Annotated in this window: 2 protein-coding genes; both read right to left on the reverse strand. The window is 45.8% G+C overall.

The features are described 5' to 3' along the window. Window positions 1-1,258 (reverse strand): AAA family ATPase (locus RR842_RS13050; RefSeq protein ID WP_332730038.1); only part of this gene is annotated, 1,258 nt, incomplete at its 3' end. 13 nt (window positions 1,259-1,271) lie between these two features. After that, window positions 1,272-2,411, reverse strand: a complete 1,140-nt coding sequence (locus RR842_RS13055) for a leucine-rich repeat protein (RefSeq protein ID WP_332730039.1) — start codon at window positions 2,409-2,411, stop codon at window positions 1,272-1,274. Between the last annotated feature and the right edge of the window lie 957 nt (window positions 2,412-3,368).

The raw sequence follows: 3,368 nt of genomic DNA on the forward strand, positions 1-3,368 counted from the left end.
TACGACAGGCGTTAAGGGCTGTAACGAAGGAGGAATCTCGCTGTCTAATTGCTTCGGTTAACTCAACCTTTTTGAAGTTCCATAAGTCCCATTCTGTGCCGATAAACGCATAACCTTCAGCAACGTCATAGCCGTATTTTTGCTCGAGAATAGGGCGGTCCTCCGCTTTCAAAACTGGCGGTAGCTGACAAAAGTCACCGACAACAACCAGCTGACAAAGAGCTTTGCCGTCTTTGCGTAATTTGGCAGCAGCTTTTAAGGCTAAAGAAAGGTAGTCAAACAGATCTGATCGGCACATTGATATTTCGTCAACAATCATCAGGTCGCATGATAATAACGGTGAATTATCGCTAATCCATGGAGCAACCGAAAGCGAAAGAGTTTTGTTGGGTCGGATCCCGAGAACACGATGGATAGTGCTGCCGCCGATGTTCAGTGCTGCGATTCCAGTTGGAGCGCATGCAATAACATTCTTATTGTCAGCCTTGGCCCGCGCGATTATCTTCTCGAGGACATAAGATTTTCCTGTTCCGCCCAGACCCGTAAGGTAAACATTCTCACCATTCTCAACCAAATCAAGAACTTCTTGTTGACCCTTGGTGAGCCCCGAAAAATTCTTCGAGACCACTTTAGTTGCTTCGCGTTGTCTTCGGAATCGTTCAAATTGTTCTTCCAGGACTTCATGGGCTGCCGCATTGCTCGTTTCGGCATGAGCCAGAAAGGCCTCTTCGGAAACTATAAGGATATTTGCCTTGTTGGTAAGTTTTAAATCAAGTGCTTTCTTGACTTTGCTTCCAAAGCCATCGAAGCTCCACGCATCGCTTCCTAAAGCACCAACGATAACGTATGAGGTTTTTCTTGAAACACCTGATTTTACCGTTCCGCCGCCAGCTGCAATCATTTCTTTAACGACACCTTTGCCGCCCTCAATGGCAAAGTCGCCTGTTAAGACAAAATCTTTTCCTTCGATGGTATTTACGGGTTTGTCGGAAACGGGCTTGTTGAAGACCGCAATGAAGCCTGAAAGATGGTCACGTTCTTCCTGGCTAATATTTCTATCAGCTTCGATTTCTAGGAGCAAAGATTGGGCGGCTGAGACGAAGACGTCGTCAATGTCGCTGTATTCGCTATCGATATCAGCGATGACGGCCCTAATGTCGTCAATGTTCGTATTGGGGTTATTACCGAGCTCAGAAACGCGCTCGATAAGAGAGCGGACTCTTTGCGTTCGTTCGCTTGTTTGGCCGTATTCAAACATCGCTACACCTCGTTTATTGCTTCTCTGCGAGTTCTTTTGCGAAAGCCTCATCGCCTAGTGCTCGAATATCATCAGGAAGGGACTCGCAACGGTGGAAGCATTCTTTCCCAAGCAGGATGTCTTCTTTGCTAAAACCAACACTCTTAAGGTTATTGCAGTTTATGAAGGCAAAATTGCCAATGTTTCTAATGGTGTATCCGGTTCCCTGCACTTCTTTCCCGTCGGCGCGTTTGCGACCTTCGCTGGCGGTTGTAAAACTTGGTAGCTTTTCGCAATTAGAGAAGGCTGTTGCTCCAAGCGACTCAAGCCGAGAAAGAACAAGTTTGCAACTAAGTGAGCGACACTGACAAAATGAGCCACTACCGATAAAGACGACTTCAGGCATCTTTATGGTTTCAAGCGAAGTGCATTCATAGAAAGCGCCATTTCGAATAACCCGGACAACTGGTAGTTCAACCTCTTTCAGCTCTTTAGTCCAAGCAAAAAGGGCTGGAGGAACCTCTGTTAGCTTTGGCGCAACAATGCGTTCTATCTCACCAATTCTAGGGCCCCAAGGAAGAATCTTTACTAAGTCTTCGGGACTGTATTCGCTTGCTCGTATATCGCCTTCACTATCATCGCCAATAATCGCTTCGGTCGACTGCTTCCAAGATTGAGCACGCTCATCTTTTGAGGGAATCGGGAAGCGGAACCCTGTAATCTGTGCGTCTTCAAGCATTCCCAGCAGGTCTGGAAGGTGGTCATTTTCAATAAGAAGAGTATGGCTTGAAGAGTCCAATACCCAATCGATTTCCTTTGTTGCCTTTTCTATCTGGTCGAAACCTTTTGATAGAAGCTCTTTGTACTCAATTGACCATTTATCCTTTGTAACGCCTTCGCTACTCAACGCAGAAAACAGTGTTTCCTCTGAAACGACGGTGATATCCTGACCTTTTTTCTGACGTTTTTCTGCTTCTATTGCCTGGGGGCATTTTTTATTTTTCCACGTAGAAGAGCCTTTTGCACCAAGTACAACATAGGCTGTTTCTTTTGAAACAGTAAGGTTTTCTTTTACGTTTCCTCCCGCCATCTCGATCATTTGTTTTACAATGACGCCCTTGTCGCCCGCCTTGAACTTACCAGCTAGTATTAACTGTTTGTTTTCAAATTTCATTCGTATCTCTACTCTCTTCGTTGCTTTGAGGGGACTAGATAGTTTTGTTTGCCTGAAACACTATGCGTTCAGCTTCACGATCGCTTTTCGAAGGAAGCTTCTCAACTTCTTCGTTAAGCCTGCCTTCGTTCATTTTTACTTTACGCCAATCGAAGTGCTGATTGGCTGGTTGGTGAATTCCTTACTCGATGCTCCCAAAAGCCATTAAACGTCATTCTAGCACTGCTTCAATAATCGCTGATGCTCTATATAAGACTAGTGTACCTAGCGCGAAGTAAAGCGCTGGGTGCTTGTGTGCTGCAGCGTGTTAGGTGTTCTAATGATCACTTCAGTTTTGCTAACTGAGTACCAATTGAGTACCAGGTCGGCGGTTTCCCCTCAAGCCTTGCGTGTTTCTGACAGTGTAATTACCTTACTTCTCTGAACAGTGCATATGTGTGTTGCAAGCCGCTTCTTGTTGTCACGTACACAGGAGAATTACCTTTGAATGCCGTCACGACCTGCATATTTTCGGAGCTAGCGGAGTACCGGTGTTGTTCGGCGATAGTACGGGTTAGCATGGCTCTGCTGGTAGATAGGGGTGAAAAAAGGTGGTAGACGATATGCTCCGTACCCAAGCGGACCATTGGATTAGGCAAAAGCCCCCTATTAATAAAAGCAAGCACTCGGAATTGACGACCGTGTGTTCAAGTCAAAAAAAAGAAAAGGCAAACTTGGAGGAGTTGAGTCAAAAGCCATTACTTCAAGGCATCCCCGGACATTGATCGATTTCTATCACACCAACAAAGTACAGGTGTGTGCAGGTATACTTGGTGTTGGCGGTGCAGGCCATGGGATTGAAGGGGATGAGTGTTATGGCATCAAGCGAAGATTATTTGGCCTACGTGTTGGACTTGCTAAGCGAAGTGCCAGACATTAGCCATCGCAAAATGATGGGCGAATATGTGCTGTACGCAC

Source organism: Gordonibacter sp., assembly GCF_036667095.1.
Taxonomy (GTDB): domain Bacteria; phylum Actinomycetota; class Coriobacteriia; order Coriobacteriales; family Eggerthellaceae; genus Gordonibacter.

Bases quoted from the DNA above. Each gene is read 5' to 3' on its own strand.
- RR842_RS13055 (WP_332730039.1), bottom strand. From the start codon at position 2,411: ATGAAATTTGAAAACAAACAGTTAATACTAGCTGGTAAGTTCAAGGCG.